Raw genomic sequence first — 19,087 nt, forward strand, 5'->3', positions numbered from 1 at the left:
TTCGCTTGCCGCTTAAGGTTCTGTACATGAGCGCTGATTGCCGTTTGGCAGTTTGAATTTTGCCAGCAAATAACAGCGTGGTTTTTCGTGATCGAGCATGTGATAGCTGCAGCGCGGAACGGGTGGCAATGGTCTCACCTCCAGTGATACCAGCGTAATTCGAGGCTCCTGAGCGATCTGTTCAATGACCTCACGGAGCAACGAGAAGCGATTTGCAAACCGCTCATGCTCCTCCCTATCACCCTCGCCCAATTGCTGGAATTCCCCTGGCGCTATGCTGCCACCGCTCACAGGATCAGCCACGCCTAAGAGTTGGCCTTCTTTGCTCGGGCATTGCTCATCGTCGATCTTCTTGCCATGACCGCTGGCACGCTCCCCGTTGTAGGCAATCCTGGTGCTCAACTGAGCATCAAAAGTAATTCCCTCAACGGGTAGATGAATCAGCCTTGGTTCCTTGGCAGCAGTCGGCTCTTCGATAGCATCTACTTCCACCTCTTCAGCTCCCGATGGCACGGATACACAGCCAGTACCCTCTCCCCTCACTGGTTGCTTCAGGGCAGGATGGTGGAAAAAAATATCGCCTCGATGGCTGAAGCTGAGGCCTTGAAGCGCTTCGATTTCCCAGACCAGCAACTCGTTGCTTTTCGGATCAAAAGGGCCTCGCATATTCATGGTGGTACCCGCTAGGGAAATGGGTGCCATGAAGTCGAACTTCCACCTGGCATATGCCGACTCTTGCGATGTGCGCTCTTGCTCTTGGTTGAGGCTTTGCCAGATTGACTCGAAGGATCGCTTCACATCCTGATTCAGTAGCAGCCAACTGAAGTGGTCCCTATATCCCTTAATTTTGAGAAGCTGACTTGGCGCGCCCGTCTTCGTAGGCGTATGGATATGAACAGCATCGCCCTCTTTGTAGATTGTGAAAGCCATGTCTAGACCATTCGGCTCGAAGGCTGCACGGACTATGAAAGCTGCGTGGAAGAACAGTTTGCGTGCCAGCTCGAATTTCGGTAACCAGACGGTCAGACCGTCAACCTCGAACACAAAGCATCGCTGTCCAGATATCTCAGGATTTGCAGCCAGCCTTCTGGCGAGCCTTGGACAGTCACCCAATTGCCTTTCCCGCCAGCTATCTATTGGAGGCAGCACCACCGCCTTCTTGAAACCACTGGACCGGTAAGGGGCCCCTTCTTCGCCAGGAAACTCGCGACCAACCGCAAGGACACAGGACATTTCCAGTGGAAACCGCTTCAATTGCGACTGGCCATTACCCTCGAAGAGTGCCGCCAGTCGCCACTGCGCCCCAGGAGTAGGGGCTCTGAACAAGTTTCCAATAGCCAACAGCCTAGATCCGGTCTGGATCTGACGGAATAAGGTCCTATTCAATCCATCTTCCTATCAATCGAATGAACGCAGTGGTCAGCGGTGCCATACTGCTTTTTTCCAGCCCACAACGCTTTTCCAACTCCCAGCGCCTGGATGATATGCCGACCCGAATATCCTCCTGCATCGCTGCAGTCAGGCGGCGAATCTGAAACTCGCCGACGGACTCGGCATAGCGATTCAGGAAGGTGCGGCACAGAGGCATTTGATCGAGATGGTGCTCAATTGATGCCCGATGGGGTAGCTGCTGCAGGAACCAGTTGCGGCTCCTGCGTGGCAAGGTCAGGTCATCTTCGCTGTCTTTGCCAAGCCGGATCAGCAGACGTACTAGCTTCCTGTCGCGCGCTCGCCAATCGATGTGGCTGTTGTTGCCCTGTCGACGCTGCCTGGCTTGGTTCGCAGCCATCAGCCAGTGCCGATCATGACGATAGAGCCAGGCATAACACGCATCCCCGCCATTTTGTCGAGCTGCCTTGGCTCCACCGTGATTATCCAGTGCTTGCAGCCAAAGGGTACGGTACATCTGTGTTTGGCCTGCCCTTGCCGGAAGTTGCCTGGCAAACTGATCGGGAGAAACGTCGGCCTGGCGTGTCTTCGCCTCGCCGATCAGCTCGCCAGCATGCTGGCCGGGGCGCAGGCTAGTCCAGACGATCAGATGCTGCAGCGCACTGAATCCCTTGCGATGCTTCCTGAACATCGCCAGCAGCCAGGGCGGAGGCTCTTCGTGGGAAAGCAGACCATTCGTAGTAAGCCAATTCCTGCAGTGAGATTCCAGGATCTTTTCCCATATGACTTCAGCCCTAACTTGCCGGCCACGCCTGGCACCGCACTCTGTGGCCAGGTACCTGTACAGGTTGGTCCAGCGACCGTAGCCAGGCGATTGCGCCTCTTCAAGCGCCAGCAGTTGCGTGGCAGTCTTGGCGAGCCTGATAGCTTCTTCGCTCGCCGGGCTCGTGCGAGAGTCACAGGGCAGAAACAATGGCGAGGCCGGATGAAATTCATGCCGCTGCGCTCGACGGAACGGGATAGGTGAGTTCAGGAGCTGACAGCCATGCTCGGGACAGGCATCTACCCCTTTAATCTGCCAGCTTCGCCGCCAATAAGTCTCACCGAAACGGGCAGCCATTTCCTCAAAACAGACAGGGCAGTAACGCAGCCAGTCGGGCCACTTGACCAAAGCCGCCGAAGACCCAGCCAGACCGATGGTCGACCGGTCGGAAGCAAGCATGGCCTGGAACAGATCGTTACGCCGCTTCGCTGGAATGAAGGGGGCATAGAGCGGAAACAGCGTGTGATGCATGATCACGTTCGCCGTATCCAGCCCAGTGTTGTTCGCCAGAGCGGCCAAGTGCGTGGGCAGGTCGGTGATGGCGGCGACCTTGCTGTCACCGAACGCCATATGAAGCAGAGTTTTGTGATTGCTGATCCCCAGATGGACCCGGCAGCGAGCAAGGCCGCTGTAGAGCAGCTCGTCCGGATAGAGCCTGGGAAAGTACACGTCAGCTCGCTCTCAGCAGAGGCCGCAGATCGAGGATCAAGCCAGCCTGCTTGAATCTGTCATAGGCCTCGCTTTCAGGCCCATCGGCATAACGTCGGCGCAGATCCTCCTCGGATAGGCACCCCCACTCCGTCCGCTTAACTCTGGAAATGCCGGGCCTCTTGGGAGCGTCCTGCGCGAGGTAGGCCGTGGCCTTGTGAATCAGGGCCGCCAGCGGGATGTCCGGATTCTCCGCCAACAATTCATCTGCCATGGGAATGGCGATGTCCCTCGGGATTTCCATACCTTCGAGCAGGGCGGCCAGCCGCTTTGCCTTGTCATCTGCCGGAGGGGCCGGCGGTTTAGGTTGGGGGACGCTATCCAGAGAGCGAGTCAGGGTCAGCAACCGTCCCTCGATCTCTGGCATCAGCAGGTCGTCATATTTGGCGATCAGCTCGGGCCTACCGCTCCGCAAGGCCGCTAGCATCGGATGGACCGGTTTGAACTCGTCCTCGAAAACCCTGCGCAGCAACAGCGGCTTGATGCACTCGACACCTGTCACTATCGCCCGGATCTGCGCCAGCGCGAACAGCTTGATGACGATGTCCATGACCCCTTGGGTGAGGTCGTACATCGTAGCCTCCAGTTCATCATCCGGCGGCGCCGCATTTCGCAGCCACTGATACTTCCAGAGCCGCTTCAACAGACGCTTCCAATGCTCGTCCCGAGGCAACCTATCCCAGCGGATGCTGCCCAACCCGGAGACCCGCCGAGCAGCCCGGAACGTGCGCTGGAAGAACTTGCTGGCCCGGTGGGTGCCGACCTGAATGATCGGAACACCGATGGTGTTCACCAGCGACACGAAGAAATTATGCATTTTTTCGGCACCACCGGAGCGTGCCTCGTTGAGGTTCTGAACCTCGTCGATGATCAGCACTCCGAGCGCGTGCAGATTGGCTACCTGGCACATGGATGCCAGCAGACGTTTGGTACCCAGCTTCTTGCGTCCGTGGCTACGGCTGTAGTAGGTACCCAGGATCTTGTCTACTTCGTTGAAGAAGCTCAGGCACAGCTCATCCAAGTCACCGTCAATTGGGCAGTCGACCTTCAGATAGACCAGTTGAGTGATGTTGTAATCAGGGTGATGGAGGGCTTGGGGGTACATGCTCAGAATCCGCTCCAGCGTGCGCGTCTTGCCGCAACCGGAGCAGCCGAACAGCGACAGGCTGTTGGCCGTAGAGGAGACACTCTGGTACACCGCCGCATCCAGATCCTCCTCCTCGACACGGCGATAGCCATTCTGCAGGTGCGCATACCAGGCACCACTGGCCGGATTCCGACCGATGTACCCTTGACGGATCATCAGGCTGATCTTGCTCTCCAGCTCCAAGTGATGGCTCAGCGGCTGGAAGAAGCCGTGCAACAGGCGGGCAATTGCATGTGCCCTGAGCCGACCATCCAGAAGCGCCTCCTGCGGCTCGAAACCGGGAAGCTGCTGCAATAGACCGACCACCTCCTGCAGATCAGGAATCGGAGGCAATGCGCTGATGAGCGGATTGTCCTGATACTCAGGAAGCTGCTGCTCCTGGTAACGCGCCAGGGGAATGACTCCGCGCTGGAATTCTTCAGTCATCCTCTTCCTCCTTGAATATCAGGTCACTGAGATCTGGGAAGGCATAATCTTCCTGCTTCTCGCCCCGCAGTGGGATCACCTCGGCTGGCTTTTTCTGCTGTGATTTCTCCAGTTTGAATGCTGTTTTCTGGCGTTCCTGGCGCTTTTCCTGCTGCTTGTTCTCGCGGATCTGGGTTCCCAGATCCTTCGTGGTCATACCCGTTTTGACCGGACTGGCATCCTCTGCCTGGGCAACGATGGACTCGATCTGCTTCAGAAGATTGCCTCTCTCTACCAAAGCTTCCGCCGCCGCGTTGGTATCGCTACGCCGTTCCTCTCTGGACAGCATCCAGACATCCCAGAAGGTCATCCCCCTGAAGCGTCGACTGCGGTCGGCAAGATCGCAAACCCAGTAGTCCTTGAGACTATTGGATGGCCGCAGGTAGATGTGGTCGGCGCTACGCGGATCGTATGCGACCGTTACCCCTGTCGGCCGGCGCCCCTGACCTCGGTGAAACCAACCCTCCCTGATTGCTTCCTGGCAGGTGTAGAAGCAGCCGAACAGCCTGATTCCCAGCTCCGAAACCGTGGCCGACTCATGGGGCAAAAGATTGATCCGCACCAGCTCCTCGGGCGCAGTACGTAACCGGCCGGTCAGGTTGGCCAAGCCCCAGTTCCATAGCATGACTGGGATGGCTGGCAGATCGCCTGGCATAACAGAGGTCCTGTCGTATTTGCTCAAGGTGTGAAAGTTGTTGTGGTAGAGGATGCCGGCAATGATGATCTGGGTGAACTCGGGCAAGGTCAGACTGGCATCAAGCCTGTAGTCGTGGCCACCCCGCTTCCGGCTGGTGGTGTGCTCGACCACACCGCTGGCATAGGGCTTGAAACGCTCCTGCACCGTCCGGAAATAACGCTCGACGATCCCCTTGGCATCTCCTCGCCTGGCAGGTGCATTCTCGATGCGAACGCCGAAGGCTTGGGAAAATGCTTCCACCTTGGTGCCATTCAGTTCGCCCTTATCGGCCAGCACCACATCCGGCAAGCCTTTGACCGGCCAGTCGCTGGCATCGATCTCCACGCCATACTGGCGGCAATACTCAACCTTGTCGGCGACCGTATTGGCCAATGCCACCATGGCACTGACCCAGGAAGGCCCCTCAAATCCGACGTACATACCAACGACCATGCGGCTGAACACGTCGATCACCATGTAAACGACAGGCCTGCCGACGATGAGGCTGCGATCATGTTCTGAAACCAGATAGATATCGGCGATGGTGGCATCGATCTGGTAGCGGTATCCGGGCCCCAGTGCCTCGGTCGTCGATGTACTGCTGAGAGGTCGGAAATCCTTGGCAAAATCCACTGCGGACACCCTGCGTGGCAAGGTGTCGGTGAAGTGATATTCGCGCCCATAGAAGTAACGGAATTGCCCCAATGTAGGCAGTTCGGAGGTCGTCAGCTCCGGCAGAACAGCACGGAGCAGGTTCAGCCCAGAGGCGTAGGCATCAGGAATGGACGGATGCTTTTCCTTGAGCAAGCGTTCCTCGATGACCCGGCGAAAAATGCGCTCGATGTCCGGCGTGACATTGCTCCCTTTCCCCTCCATCACCACTCTGGGCCTGCCCAGCTTGGCCTGGTTCGGCTTTCTGCGCTTGCCACGGGCGCCCGAGTTGACATAGTCCGGCAAGAGGGCATTCCTGCACATGCCCCGCTGCCAGTAGCGCCTCAGTAACCTGTACACCGTCTGATTGGTGACACCATGGCGCTCCATGATGCCTCTGACAATGAGCCCTCTGGGGCGCCGCACGAAAAGCTGGGGATCGTGCACAAAATCCGCCAGCATTGCCCAAGCTTCATCACGCTTCTGCTGATCAAGAGAACCTTCCTCAACCTCCCGTAGGACTGTCTCCTCGAAGGGATCGGCAATGCTCTCCAGCTCCCGCTCCATGAGCAGACGCTCCAGCTCTGCAACCGATATCGGTTCGGGCAACGCCGTGTCCGAATCGATATCGATCCAGATGGCCTGCTCGGTGCCGGACCACAGCAGGCGCTTTCGCAGTTCCCCTATCCGGAACACCTGATTAACGGGAAACACTGCTCAGCTCCTGATGCATTTGATGAGCGTTGGCAACCAGGTCTTTCGGCTTCAGCTCCCGGTAAGGAGTGTCAAGATCGAACAAGAAACAGTGCCGGGCCAACAACTGGCGTAGCCAATAGAGCGCCTGACCGGCCTCCAGCTGGCCGGAGGTATCCAGTCCTTGGGCAATAGCGGTCACCTTCCGGTCTGGGTGACGCTGAAACTCGAGCAGAAACAGCTGCTGGTAATGGGCGAGATCGTCCTGAGCGATGTCGTCTTCAGCATGGGCAGGATAGAGCCATTGGATATTGGCAAATGCCACCTTGGATACCTCGCGCTCCGTGACGATGGCCCAGGGAATACCTTTTTCCTGCCAGTAGCGCCTTTCAAGCTCAAGCCTCTCGGTAACTTCAGGCTTCTGCAGGTCGGTACTGTACTTGGCCTGAATCGCGATGCTCGGGCGCTGAGGATCTTCGAAATCCACCAGAAAGTCGCTGGTCAGTACCTGCGGGGTGCCCTTGTAACGCCCGTGGGGCAAGCCAAGCTCCTCGGCGATGCGCACCGTATCTTCGACCCGCATCGGAAACTGTTCACGGATATCGGTGACATGGGGAGACCGATCCAAGGTCAGGAAGATGGCCAGTTCAAGATCGGATAGAAGATGGTGTAAACGCCGGGTCTTGCTGCCAGGCAGGCGGTGGGAGCGCCCCAGCGAGGACACGTCCCTAGTGTAGATGAACGGCTTGTAGTCTGATCCCTGGCCTTGGCCACGCCCGTCCTTGAGCCTTCTATCGATCTGGGCCTGGGTCAGCCCCTTGAATGTTCCAGACATGAGAAAGCCTGCACCCCCTGTGTCGATGACCTCAACATAGCAGATACAGGCTAAGGATGAAACTTTATTTGCAAGGATGATACTTTATTAAAACGGATGAAACTTTATTTGCATCCCACAAGCCCTTTGCAAGTAATGATGGTTTTACTCAACCGTTACCGATTTCGCCAGGTTACGCGGCTGGTCAACGTCAGTGCCTTTGATCAGCGCGACGTGATAAGCCAACAGCTGCAGCGGTACCGTATAGAAGATAGGGGCGATCGTCTCTTCGACATGCGGCATCTCGATGATGTGCATGTTGTCGCTACCGTTGAAGCCGGCTTCACCGTCGGCGAAGACATACAGCTCACCGCCGCGGGCACGAACCTCTTCGATGTTGGATTTCAGTTTTTCCAGCAACTCGTTGTTCGGCGCCACCACAATCACCGGCATTTCCGCATCAATCAGCGCCAGCGGGCCGTGCTTAAGCTCGCCCGCCGCATAGGCTTCCGCGTGAATGTAGGAGATCTCTTTCAGCTTCAGCGCCCCTTCCATGGCGATCGGGTACTGATCGCCGCGGCCAAGGAACAGCGCATGGTGCTTATCAGAGAAACGCTCCGCCAGCTGCTCAATACGCTTGTCCTGGGAGAGCATCTGCTCGATACGGTTCGGCAGGGCCTGAAGGCCGTGCACGATATCATGCTCGATAGACGCATCCTGACCTTTCAGTCGCGCCAGCTTCGCCACCAGCATCAACAGCACGGTTAGCTGAGTGGTAAAGGCTTTGGTCGAGGCCACGCCGATTTCCGTTCCGGCTTTGGTCATCAGCGCCAGATCGGACTCACGCACCAGTGACGAGCCCGGTACGTTGCAGATAGCCAGCGAGCCGAGATAGCCCAGCTCTTTCGACAGACGCAGCGCCGCCAGGGTATCGGCGGTTTCACCCGACTGGGAGAGGGTGATCATCAGGCTATTGCGACGCACCGCGGACTTGCGATAGCGGAATTCCGAGGCGATTTCTACATCGCATGGGACGCCGGCTAATGCTTCGAACCAGTAACGGGAGACCATCCCGGAGTTATAGGAAGTCCCGCAGGCAACAATCTGAATATGTTCAACCTGAGCCAGCATTTCATTGGCGTTCGGCCCCAGCTCGCTGAGATCCACTTCGCCATGGCTGATGCGCCCGGTCAGGGTGTTCTTAATCGCGTTCGGCTGCTCGAAAATCTCTTTCTGCATATAGTGGCGGTAGATACCTTTATCGCCAGCGTCATACTGCAGATTGGATTCGATCTCCTGGCGTTTCACTTCCGCGCCAGATTTATCGAAAATCACCACCGAGCGGCGAGTGACTTCGGCAATATCGCCCTCTTCGAGGAAGATAAAGCGGCGGGTCACTGGCAGCAATGCCAGCTGGTCGGAAGCGATAAAGTTTTCGCCCATTCCCAGGCCAATCACCAGCGGGCTACCGGAGCGAGCCGCCAGCAGGGTTCCCGGGTCACGGGTATCCATGATCACCGTACCGTAGGCGCCGCGCAGCTGTGGAATAGCGCGCAGCACGGCTTCACGCAAGGTACCACCTTGTTCCAGCTCCCAGTGCACCAGATGGGCGATAACTTCGGTATCGGTCTCGGTGACGAAGACATAGCCGCGAGACTGCAGCAGGGCACGCAGCGGCTCATGGTTCTCAATGATCCCGTTATGGACCACCACAATGTGTTCAGAAACATGCGGATGCGCATTGCTCTCGGACGGTTCGCCGTGCGTCGCCCAGCGAGTATGGGCGATCCCGGTACCACCATGTAACGGCTGCTCTTCTACCGCCTGAGCCAGCATCTGAACTTTACCCAAGCGACGCACGCGGGTCATATGACCTTCGCTGTCGACCACCGCCAGACCGGCAGAGTCATACCCACGGTATTCCAGACGACGTAAACCTTCGAGAAGGATTTCAGCAATATCACGCTGCGCGACTGCGCCAACAATTCCACACATAGTTAAATTTCCTGATAATGGCGATATGCCATGCGTTGTCGCTGACCTGTATTTGCCCGTTTTCCGGGCGCCCCGAGCCTTGTAGAGAGTGGGGTTATTGTTATGGTACTGCCTGCGGACGGGGGTCTATATTGACCCTCTCATCCTGGTTCGCCGGGCATATTTCCCCGGCGATAATCCAAATTATTTCTTCTTCACCGGACGCTGCCAGCCCTGTTTGTGGACCTGCGGTACGCGGCTCAACACCAGTTCGTTATCGGCGATATTGCGCGTGACGGTGGTCCCGGCGGCGATAGTGACGCCGTTGCCTACCGTGACGGGCGCCACCAGCTGGGTATCCGAGCCGACAAAGACATCATCGCCAATAATCGTTTTATGCTTGTTCGCACCATCGTAGTTGCAGGTGATGGTGCCCGCGCCGATATTGACGTTATCACCGATCTCCGCATCGCCCAGATAGGTCAGATGACCCGCCTTGGAGCCTTTCCCGAGACGCGCTTTTTTCATTTCCACGAAGTTGCCAACGTGGGCGCCTTCCAGCAGTTCGGCGCCTGGACGCAGACGGGCAAATGGGCCGATGGTGCAGGCAGCCTGCAGCTGGGCATCTTCCACCACGCTATAGGGGCTAATTTCGCAGTCATCGCCGATGGTGCTGTTTTTGATCACGCAGCCGGCGCCGATTTTCACACGATCGCCCAGCACCACATTGCCTTCCAGAATAACGTTAGTATCGATCTCCACATCGCGCCCGTGCTGCAGCGTACCGCGCAGATCGAAACGCGCCGGATCGCGCAGCATCACGCCCGCCAGCAGTAATTTTTCTGCCTGCTCAGCCTGGTAGACGCGCTCCAGGCGCGCAAGCTGCAGGCGATTGTTGACGCCTTCGACTTCGCTCAGGCGCTGCGGATGCACCGCGACGATCTCGCGCCCTTCCTGATACGCCATGGCGATGATATCGGTGATGTAGTATTCGCCCTGAGCGTTGTTATTGGTGAGCTTCGCCAGCCAGCGCTTGAGGTCTGCTCCGCCGGCGATCAGGATCCCGGTGTTGATTTCCTGGATCTGGCGCTGCGCCTCGCTGGCATCTTTGTGCTCAACGATGCCCGTCACCTGGTCATTTTCACGGGTAATGCGGCCGTAGCCCGTTGGGTCATCCAGCTTCACCGTCAGCAGACCAATGCCACCCAGTGGTTTCGCGGCGCGCAGGCGCTGTAGCGTCTCAACCGAGATCAGCGGCACGTCGCCATAGAGCATCAGAATGTCTTCATCATCATTGAAGAAGGGTGCCGCCTGCTGCATAGCGTGTCCGGTTCCGAGCTGCTCAGCCTGCAGCACCCAGTTCAGGTTGTCTTCATGGAGGGTCTGACGCAGCAGATCGCCACCGTGACCGTACACCAGATGCACCGCACATGCGCCTAAATCGTTAGCGGCATCAATGACATGCTGCACCATTGGCTTCCCGGCCAGAGTATGCAGCACCTTAGGAAGATCGGAATACATGCGGGTCCCTTTGCCTGCGGCAAGGATAACCACGCTCATCGCACTATTTGACATACTCATCCTGACGGTAGTTAGAACGGAAAGTAAAAGCCTTTCACGTTGAAATTTCTACATATTTTTCATCATAAAACGAGACGTGGAGAAAACGCCCAGGCTCGCGGTTATACACCATTTTATGACGCTATTTTTAACCACTGCAAATCAGTTTAACGCTGAAAAAAGGGGGTGGGGAGGGTAATCATTGACTATCTCACTGCTTTTGCTGTTTTTTCGCCACCTGAATAAAGCGGCAGAGCGCGGCCCTATTGGCGGAGATTAACAGGAGATGAGCCGACTGAGAGTAAATCAGCCGCAGGCAGGGGAGAGCTGAAGTGATTGGTGGCATCAATAAAATACAAAAGGCCACCGTCAGGTGACCTTCATTTACCGGTTGCACATCGCCAGTGTTGTCGTTTTGATGGGCGATACGTCGTGCAAGCCGGGGAATAGCGCGTGGCTTAGAAGCTCAGTACGCTGAATTTGGCGATGATTTTATGGAACAGTTTCATGATGATTTCCTGACGCAGGTGCAGTTTGATAACGCTCTTTATGTGACATACATCACAAAAATAGAGTCTACGCCTCATCATTTAACTAATCAATAACAATTAAGGGTGGATCCTGTTTTCACTTTATCCGCTCGCCAGCCGCTGGCCATAAAAAAAGCCAGCCTGGAAACCAGACTGGCTTTTTACGTTCAAGCCGGTGTTACATCGCTTTTTTGGTCAACTCGATAACGCGCAGTTTAGCGATCGCTTTGGCCAGTTCCGCAGACGCCTGAGCGTAATCCACATCGCCATGGGAGCTCTTAATGTGCTCTTCGGCTTTGCGTTTCGCTTCCAGCGCTCGCGCTTCGTCGAGGTCCTGACCGCGAATTGCGGTATCCGCCAGAACGGTCACGCTGCCAGGCTGCACTTCAAGAATGCCGCCAGACAGATAGATAAACTCTTCATGACCGTGCTGTTTAACGATGCGAATCATACCAGGCTTAATGGCGGTGAGCAGCGGCGCGTGTCCCGGGTAAATACCCAGTTCACCTTCGCTACCCGTTACCTGGATTTTTTCGACCAGACCAGAGAACATTTGTAACTCTGCGCTGACGACGTCCAGGTGGTAAGTCATTGCCATATCACCCTCCGATTAAGGCGTTAAAGTTTTTTGGCTTTTTCCACGGCTTCGTCGATGGAACCGACCATGTAGAACGCCTGCTCTGGCAGGTGATCGTATTCGCCTTCCATGATGCCTTTAAAGCCACGGATAGTGTCTTTCAGCGCCACGTATTTGCCCGGAGAACCGGTAAAGACTTCTGCTACGAAGAACGGCTGGGACAGGAAGCGCTGGATCTTACGTGCGCGAGCTACCACCAGTTTGTCTTCTTCAGACAGTTCGTCCATACCGAGGATGGCGATGATATCTTTCAGTTCCTGATAACGCTGCAGGATGGACTGAACGCCACGCGCGGTGTCGTAGTGTTCCTGACCAACAACCAGCGGATCCAGCTGACGGCTGGTGGAGTCCAGCGGGTCAACGGCCGGGTAAATACCCAGGGAAGCGATCTGACGGCTCAGTACTACTGTTGCATCTAAGTGAGCAAAGGTAGTGGCTGGGGATGGGTCAGTTAAGTCATCCGCCGGTACGTATACCGCCTGTACGGAGGTGATAGAACCGGTTTTGGTGGAGGTGATACGTTCCTGCAGAACGCCCATCTCTTCCGCCAGAGTCGGCTGATAACCTACCGCTGAAGGCATACGACCCAGCAGTGCGGATACTTCAGTACCGGCCAGGGTGTAACGATAGATGTTATCGACGAACAGCAGAACGTCACGACCTTCGTCACGGAATTTCTCAGCCATGGTCAGGCCGGTCAGCGCAACGCGCAGACGGTTTCCCGGCGGCTCGTTCATCTGGCCGTATACCAGGGATACTTTATCGATAACGTTGGAGTCGGTCATTTCGTGGTAGAAGTCGTTACCCTCACGAGTACGCTCACCGACGCCCGCAAACACAGAGTAACCGGAGTGCTCGATCGCGATGTTACGGATCAGCTCCATCATGTTTACGGTTTTACCTACACCCGCACCACCGAACAGACCAACTTTACCGCCCTTCGCGAACGGACACATCAGGTCGATAACTTTGATACCGGTTTCCAGCAGTTCCTGAGAGCTGGACAGCTCTTCATAGGAAGGTGCTGCGCGGTGGATAGCCCAACGCTCTTCTTCACCGATGTCGCCTTTCATGTCGACCGGCTGACCCAGTACGTTCATGATACGACCCAGTGTTGCTTTACCTACCGGGACTTCGATTGGGTGCTCGAGGTCTTTTACTTCCAGACCGCGGCGAAGACCATCGGAAGACCCCATGGCGATGGTACGAACGATACCGCCGCCGAGCTGCTGCTGAACTTCCAGCACCAGAACTTCTTTACCATTCTGCACCTCAAGAGCTTCGTACACGCGCGGTACGGCATCCTGAGGGAATTCGACGTCAACTACGGCGCCGATTACCTGGACAATTTTTCCAGTAGCCATCTTGAATCCTCTACGAATTAACCTGGTTATACCGCGGATGCACCACCGACGATCTCGGTGAGTTCCTGAGTAATGCTGGCCTGTCGAGCTTTGTTGTATACCAACTGCAGCTCTTTAATCAGGCTGCCGCCATTGTCGGTCGCGGCTTTCATCGCCACCATACGTGCGGCCTGCTCGCTGGCCAGGTTTTCTACCACGCCCTGATAGACCTGAGATTCGACATAACGACGCAGGAGGGTATCCAGCAGCGCTTTCGGATCGGGTTCGTACAGGTAATCCCAGGATTTACGTTTCAGATCAGCGTCTTCTGATGCCGGTAACGGCAGCAGCTGAGTGATCGTCGGAACCTGAGACATGGTGTTAATAAATTTGTTGCTGACAACGTACAGCTTGTCCAGACGGCCTTCATCATAGGCCTGCAACATCACTTTTACCGGGCCGATCAGTTCGGACAGGGAGGGGTTATCCCCCATACCGGTCACCTGTGCAACCACGTTACCGCCAACGGCGTTAAAGAAAGAGACGCCCTTAGAGCCGATCATTGCGAGGTCGCACTGAACGCCTTTATCGGACCATGCTTTCATTTCCGCCAGCAGTTTCTTGAACAGGTTAATGTTCAAGCCGCCGCACAGACCACGGTCGGTCGACACCACCAGGTAGCCCACGCGCTTAACGTCGCGTTCTTCCAGGTAAGGGTGCTTATATTCCAGATTACCGTTCGCAAGGTGACCAATCACTTTGCGCATAGTATCTGCGTAAGGACGGCTGGCCGCCATACGCTCCTGCGATTTACGCATTTTGGAAGCGGCGACCATCTCCATCGCTTTAGTGATCTTTTGCGTGTTCTGGACGCTTGCGATCTTACTACGTATCTCTTTTGCGCCGGCCATGAGCTTCTCCTCAATGCCTTGCGGCCTGCCCTAAGACAGACCGCCAGACGTTACCAGGACTGGGTTGCTTTGAAGGAATCGAGGATGCCTTTCAGCTTGCCTTCGATTTCGTCGTTATAGCCACCGGACTGGTTAATCTCTTGCATCAGCGGAGCGTGATCACGGTCGACGTAAGCCAGCAGAGCGGCTTCGAAGCTACCGATTTTCGCCAGTTCTACATCAGCCAGGTAACCACGTTCTGCTGCGAACAGAACCAGAGACTGCTGCGCAACGGACATCGGCGCATACTGTTTCTGTTTCAGCAGTTCGGTCACTTTCTGACCGTGGTCCAGCTGTTTGCGCGTTGCATCGTCAAGGTCGGATGCAAACTGGGAGAACGCTGCCAGTTCACGATACTGCGCCAGTGCGGTACGGATACCACCGGACAGTTTCTTCATGATCTTGGTCTGCGCTGCACCACCAACACGGGATACGGAGATACCCGGGTTAACCGCAGGACGAATACCGGCGTTGAACAGGTTGGTTTCCAGGAAGATCTGACCATCGGTAATGGAGATTACGTTGGTCGGAACGAATGCGGAAACGTCACCCGCCTGCGTTTCGATAATCGGCAGTGCGGTCAGAGAACCGGTTTTCCCTTTCACTTCACCTTTGGTGAAAGCTTCAACGTATTCGGCGTTAACACGCGCAGCACGCTCCAGCAGACGAGAGTGGAGGTAGAATACGTCGCCCGGGAAGGCTTCACGTCCTGGCGGACGACGGAGCAGCAGGGAGATCTGACGATAAGCAACAGCCTGTTTAGACAGGTCATCGTAAATGATCAGCGCATCTTCACCGCGGTCGCGGAAGTATTCGCCCATTGCGCAACCGGCGTATGGCGCCAGGTATTGCAGTGCAGCAGATTCGGATGCAGTCGCTACCACCACAATGGTGTTAGCCAGCGCGCCGTGCTCTTCCAGTTTACGCACCACGTTAGAGATGGTGGACGCTTTCTGGCCGATAGCAACATAGACGCACTTGATACCGGAATCACGCTGGTTGATGATGGCATCGATAGCCAGCGCAGTTTTACCGGTCTGACGGTCGCCGATGATCAGTTCACGCTGACCACGACCGATTGGGATCATGGCGTCAACGGATTTATAACCGGTCTGTACCGGCTGATCGACGGACTGACGTTCGATGACGCCCGGTGCGATCGCTTCTACGGCGGAGAAACCGTCGTTTTCCAGCGGACCTTTACCATCAATTGGCGCGCCCAGGGTGTTAACCACACGGCCCAGCAGGCCACGGCCAACCGGAACTTCCAGGATACGGCCAGTACATTTAACCTTCATGCCTTCGGCGAGGTCAGCATACGGACCCATCACCACGGCACCAACGGAGTCACGCTCCAGGTTCAATGCGATAGCGTAACGGTTACCCGGCAGGGAGATCATCTCACCCTGCATACATTCGGCAAGGCCGTGGATGCGGATAACACCGTCACTTACAGAAACAATAGTACCTTCGTTATGAGCTTCGCTCACAACATTGAACTGAGCAATGCGCTGCTTGATCAGTTCGCTGATTTCGGTGGAATTCAGTTGCATGCTCCAGTCCCCTTAAGACTGCAAGACGTCTGCAAGGCGATCAAGACGGCCGCGTACGCTGCCATCAATGACCATATCCCCCGCACGGATGATAATACCTGCCATAACAGACTTATCGATTTTGCAATTCAGCTTAACTTTGCGTGACAGACGTTTTTCCATCGCGCTGACGATCCTGGCAAGCTGTTCATCACTCAGTTGGTTGGCAGATATTACTTCTACCTCTGCGATGGCCTCACTGGCCGCGCGCAGGTGAATGAATTGCTCAAGAACGTCCGGGAGCACCTTCAGACGATTGTTTTCCGCCATCACCTTAATCAGGTTCTGGCCGTTTTCGTCGAGTTGCTCACCGCAGATAGCGATAAACGCTTCTGAGAGCGTTTCCGGCGCCAAAGCACCGGAGAGAAGCTCTGCCATTTGGTCGTTTTTGGTCACTTCGGCGGCAAACGCCAGCATATCCTGCCAGCGTTCAACACTGTTGTGTTCGACGGCAAAGTCAAAAGCTGCTTTGGCGTAGGGGCGAGCTACCGTTACAAATTCAGACATCAGCCCCTCCCTCCTTACAGTTCAGCGACAAGTTTATCCACGATGTCGCTGTTAGCAGCTTCATCCACGGAACGTTCGATGATCTTCTCGGCGCCAGCAACAGCCAGGATAGCGACCTGCTTACGCAGCTCCTCACGTGCACGTTTACGCTCAGCATCAATTTCAGCCTGCGCTTGTGCAACGATTTTGGTGCGTTCCTGTTCTGCTTCAGCTTTAGCTTCGTCCAGAATCTGAGAGCGACGCTTGTTCGCCTGCTCAATGATTACCTGGGCTTCCGCTTTCGCTTTTTTCAGCTGGTCGGTCGCGTTGGCCTGTGCAAGGTCCAAATCTTTCTTAGCGCGTTCTGCAGAAGCTAAACCGTCAGAAATCTCTTTCTGGCGTTTTTCGATGGCAGCCATTAAAGGCGGCCATACGTACTTCATGCAGAACCATACGAAGATAACAAACGCGATGGCCTGGCCGAGGATTGTTGCGTTCATGTTCACAGCACAATACCTCTTTAATTAACTCTGTGGCTTAGGTTTCTAACAACTTACTACGCGACGGCGAACATCACGTACAGACCCAGACCTACAGCGATCATCGGGATAGCATCCACCAGACCCATAACGATAAAGAACTGAGTACGCAGCAGAGGAATCAGATCCGGTTGACGCGCTGCGCCTTCCAGGAATTTACCTCCGAGGATGCCGATACCGATCGCAGCACCGATTGCCGCCAGACCCATCATCACAGCGGCAGCCATGTACAGCAGATCCATATTCAGGTTTTCCATGACAGTCTCCAGTTTGTTTCAGTTAAAACGTAGTAGTGTTGGTAAAAATCAATGCTCTTCAGACGCCATCGACAGATAGACAATCGTCAGAACCATGAAGATGAAGGCTTGCAGCGTAATAATCAGGATGTGGAAAATGGCCCAAGGCACATTCAGAACCCACTGTGACCACCACGGCAACAGACCAGCAATCAGAATGAAAATCAGCTCACCGGCATACATGTTGCCGAACAGTCGCAGACCGAGAGAAACCGGTTTGGACAGCAGGCTTACCCCTTCAAGGATTAAGTTGACAGGAATGAACGCCCAGTGATTGAACGGCTGCATGGTCAGTTCTTTAACGAACCCACCTACGCCTTTCATTTTGATGCTGTAGAAAATAATCAGGATGAACACGCCAAGCGCCATCGACAGGGTGATGTTCACGTCGGCAGACGGAACCACGCGCAGTGCAGGCAGGCCGAAAATGTGTTCGCCGATATAAGGAATCAGGTCGATTGGCAGCAGGTCCATCAGGTTCATCAGGAAGACCCAGACGAACACGGTCAGCGCCAGCGGCGCGATAACCTTGCTCTTGCCATGGTACATGTCTTTGACGCTGCCATGGACGAAGCCGATGATCATTTCGATGAAGGTCTGGAATTTCCCTGGTACGCCGCTGGTCGCTTTCTTAGCAACGCTACGGAACATGGCCAGGAACAGCAGACCGAGAACCACCGAGAAGAACATGGAGTCAATGTTGAGCGTCCAGAAGGTGGCCGGGGGGTTGTGCGGATCCACCAGCGAGAAAGTACGCAAGTCAATCTGAAGGTTGTTCAGATGGTGACTTATGTATTCCTGCGGCGTCATATTTTCTGAAGCCATGATGCCTTTTACCCTTTGTTGTTGATTACAGCTGGCGCCAGAACTTGTACCACCAGCACCAAAACCCACGTCACGATCAGCGGCATAAATACCACTTTTAAAACAGCCAGCGCCATCGCCAGAAGGGCGAAGGTCAGCAACACCTTGAAGGCTTCACCGAAGGCGAAGGTCCAGGCCACACGGCCTTTTGCTGGTGTATGCGCCTGATGACGCCAGGCAAAAATCATAAACATCAGGTTCGGCAAAACCACCGCCAAACCGCCGCATACTGCGGAAATGCCCCAGAAGGGGTCTTTGAGGCTGAACAGCAGTCCACTTGCTATTACTGCCAGTAACTGAATAAACAGAAGCTTGCGAGCAACGTTTCGACTCAAGAGCGACACTGACATCACGTTTTTACTCCTGCTCCCTTTGAGGTATGTCGCGTGTCGTATAAAACGTCCTTTAAGACGAAGAGTCAAGCATCAAAAAGCGGACAAATTATACGGTGACGCCCCGTGATTTCAAACAATAAGTAGCAAAATAGTGAATAAATGTTTAATTATTTTCCAACGGACAACTTTCCGTGCATTTCAGCGTTCTGTGAGCAGTCATACAAAACTGCAAATAACGTGGAAACACGGCAATTAAAGCGTGCATTAGATCACATAATAAACATTTCAAGCGCCCTTTAATGAATCAAGGACATAAAACACTATTTTTCATGCTTTTGATATTCAAGATAAAAAGTGAGGACATTATCTAAAACAACCTCACATACAATAAAAACCTTTTATTGACATTTATAATAAAAATTTAACATCACTATGCTGTTTATCCGTGTCGATTTTTAGCACCCTGATATTTTCAAAGTTGACTATTTTGTCAGTGAATCACTTATGCTAAGTTAACCGCAGGAAAAGCCATAGTAAAAACATGGTTAAATGCAGCCCGATAATATCGCGGAGTGACCTTTATTTTTGTAACATCCGCGGGCGACATTTTTTCCA

General features: G+C 54.8%; 16 protein-coding genes. All 16 read right to left on the bottom strand.

Annotation, left to right across the window (positions count from 1 at the left end):
- Positions 1-12 precede the first annotated feature (12 nt).
- Entirely contained in the window at positions 13-1,386 is a 1,374-nt protein-coding gene (locus tag HMPREF3096_RS04085) for a Tn7-like element transposition protein TnsE (RefSeq protein ID WP_228704796.1), read from the bottom strand.
- Positions 1,379-2,881 carry a TnsD family Tn7-like transposition protein gene (locus HMPREF3096_RS04090; protein ID WP_047721701.1) on the bottom strand — a complete coding sequence of 501 codons (1,503 nt, stop codon included), beginning with the start codon at positions 2,879-2,881 and terminating at the stop codon, positions 1,379-1,381. Before HMPREF3096_RS04090 ends, HMPREF3096_RS04085 begins: the two co-directional genes overlap by 8 nt.
- A 1-nt stretch (position 2,882) precedes the next feature.
- Entirely contained in the window at positions 2,883-4,493 is a 1,611-nt protein-coding gene (locus HMPREF3096_RS04095) for an ATP-binding protein (RefSeq protein ID WP_047721700.1), read from the bottom strand.
- Positions 4,486-6,573 carry a Mu transposase C-terminal domain-containing protein gene (locus HMPREF3096_RS04100; RefSeq protein WP_047721697.1) on the bottom strand — a complete coding sequence of 696 codons (2,088 nt, stop codon included), beginning with the start codon at positions 6,571-6,573 and terminating at the stop codon, positions 4,486-4,488. The genes HMPREF3096_RS04095 and HMPREF3096_RS04100 overlap by 8 nt, the downstream gene beginning before the upstream one ends.
- The gene (locus tag HMPREF3096_RS04105; RefSeq protein WP_021702543.1) at positions 6,560-7,387 is read right to left on the bottom strand and encodes a heteromeric transposase endonuclease subunit TnsA; all 828 of its coding nucleotides are present in this window, start codon (positions 7,385-7,387) and stop codon (positions 6,560-6,562) included. The genes HMPREF3096_RS04100 and HMPREF3096_RS04105 overlap by 14 nt, the downstream gene beginning before the upstream one ends.
- A gap of 144 nt (positions 7,388-7,531) precedes the next feature.
- Positions 7,532-9,361, bottom strand: a complete 1,830-nt coding sequence (gene glmS / locus HMPREF3096_RS04110) for a glutamine--fructose-6-phosphate transaminase (isomerizing) (RefSeq protein ID WP_008806727.1) — start codon at positions 9,359-9,361, stop codon at positions 7,532-7,534.
- 183 nt (positions 9,362-9,544) lie between these two features.
- Positions 9,545-10,915: a bifunctional UDP-N-acetylglucosamine diphosphorylase/glucosamine-1-phosphate N-acetyltransferase GlmU gene (glmU, locus tag HMPREF3096_RS04115; RefSeq protein ID WP_016162025.1), complete on the bottom strand. Its 1,371-nt coding sequence runs from the start codon at positions 10,913-10,915 to the stop codon at positions 9,545-9,547.
- Between the two features lie 693 nt (positions 10,916-11,608).
- The gene (locus HMPREF3096_RS04120) at positions 11,609-12,028 is read right to left on the bottom strand and encodes a F0F1 ATP synthase subunit epsilon (protein WP_008806724.1); all 420 of its coding nucleotides are present in this window, start codon (positions 12,026-12,028) and stop codon (positions 11,609-11,611) included.
- Positions 12,029-12,048: 20 nt separating this feature from the next.
- Positions 12,049-13,431: a F0F1 ATP synthase subunit beta gene (atpD, locus tag HMPREF3096_RS04125; RefSeq protein WP_008806723.1), complete on the bottom strand. Its 1,383-nt coding sequence runs from the start codon at positions 13,429-13,431 to the stop codon at positions 12,049-12,051.
- A 26-nt stretch (positions 13,432-13,457) separates the two neighbouring features.
- On the bottom strand, positions 13,458-14,321 hold the full coding sequence (gene atpG / locus HMPREF3096_RS04130) for a F0F1 ATP synthase subunit gamma (RefSeq protein ID WP_008806722.1): 864 nt from the start codon (positions 14,319-14,321) through the stop codon (positions 13,458-13,460).
- A 50-nt stretch (positions 14,322-14,371) separates the two neighbouring features.
- Entirely contained in the window at positions 14,372-15,913 is a 1,542-nt protein-coding gene (gene atpA / locus HMPREF3096_RS04135; RefSeq protein WP_012543303.1) for a F0F1 ATP synthase subunit alpha, read from the bottom strand.
- A gap of 12 nt (positions 15,914-15,925) precedes the next feature.
- Positions 15,926-16,459: a F0F1 ATP synthase subunit delta gene (atpH, locus tag HMPREF3096_RS04140; protein ID WP_004202307.1), complete on the bottom strand. Its 534-nt coding sequence runs from the start codon at positions 16,457-16,459 to the stop codon at positions 15,926-15,928.
- Between the two features lie 14 nt (positions 16,460-16,473).
- Positions 16,474-16,944, bottom strand: coding sequence for a F0F1 ATP synthase subunit B (gene atpF, locus HMPREF3096_RS04145; protein WP_004107293.1), 471 nt, complete (start codon positions 16,942-16,944; stop codon positions 16,474-16,476).
- Between the two features lie 50 nt (positions 16,945-16,994).
- Positions 16,995-17,234 (bottom strand): F0F1 ATP synthase subunit C, encoded by a 240-nt coding sequence (atpE, locus tag HMPREF3096_RS04150; protein ID WP_000429386.1) that lies wholly within the window; start codon positions 17,232-17,234, stop codon positions 16,995-16,997.
- Between the two features lie 48 nt (positions 17,235-17,282).
- A complete protein-coding gene (gene atpB, locus HMPREF3096_RS04155; RefSeq protein WP_012969241.1) occupies positions 17,283-18,098 on the bottom strand; it encodes a F0F1 ATP synthase subunit A in 816 nt (271 codons plus the stop codon).
- A gap of 8 nt (positions 18,099-18,106) precedes the next feature.
- Complete coding sequence (atpI, locus tag HMPREF3096_RS04160) at positions 18,107-18,487, bottom strand: F0F1 ATP synthase subunit I (RefSeq protein WP_008806719.1); 381 nt, start codon at positions 18,485-18,487, stop codon at positions 18,107-18,109.
- Positions 18,488-19,087 lie beyond the last annotated feature (600 nt).

The sequence above is a fragment of the Klebsiella sp. HMSC25G12 genome, from assembly GCF_001807705.1.
GTDB lineage: Bacteria > Pseudomonadota > Gammaproteobacteria > Enterobacterales > Enterobacteriaceae > Klebsiella > Klebsiella variicola.